This window comes from Bacillus sp. N13C7 (assembly GCF_026790065.1).
Taxonomy (GTDB): Bacteria; Bacillota; Bacilli; order Bacillales; family Bacillaceae; genus Bacillus.
Genome location: NZ_JALAMO010000034.1, coordinates 442 through 1,167 on the forward strand (window position 1 = coordinate 442; position 726 = coordinate 1,167).

Annotated in this window: 1 pseudogene; it reads right to left on the reverse strand. The window is 40.2% G+C overall.

The window, feature by feature from the left end:
• Positions 1–598 (reverse strand): annotated as a pseudogene (locus MOB98_RS20705) (IS3 family transposase); the annotation flags it as partial.
• Positions 599–726: the final 128 nt, after the last annotated feature.

Sequence of the window (726 nt, forward strand, 5' to 3'; positions counted from 1 at the left end):
ACCTTAACCCGGCACTGCCATTGATTTTTCTGCATAATGCGTTGAACAGTTTTATGGTTAATACGCATTCTCTTTTTTAGTATGGCTGTGATTTTTCGATACCCATATCGATACTTGTGCTCTCGGCACAACGTGCCGATTTGTTTTTCCAAGTGGCGCTTGGGATGATCCCTCATCAGATTCTTCTTCCAACGATAATAAGACGCTCGAGAGATACCTAAATGAATACAGATATCCTGTACTGTCATTGTGCCGTACAATAATTCTACAAGTTCGACTGACGTTTCGCTATCAACTTCCTTTCCAATTCGTTGTACTTTTTTAAAACTTCATTCTGCTGTCTCAGATAACGATTTTCTGCCTGCAGTTTCTCTAATTCGGAAGAATACTCCGGACCTTTTCCGTAAGTGTATTGCTTTCCAACAGGCTGTTCAAATCGATGTGTTTCCCCAGCCTTATGCCATCTAACCCATGTCTGAACCTGTGTCTTATTCTTAATATTCAATTTCTGCATGATCTCTTTCATAGGCACGCCTGCCAATCTCATTTCTACAGCCTTCTGTTTCACTTCAACCGGATAACTCACTCTTGTCCCCATAGAAAAAACACCTCCAAGTCTAATTTCGGATAACAATCATCCGTTTTCAAACTTGAAGGTGTTTTTTATTTGTCTCATCTTATGGGGTCAGTCCCGTAAAGAGCGGTTTTTTTCAGTTTACCTTTGAT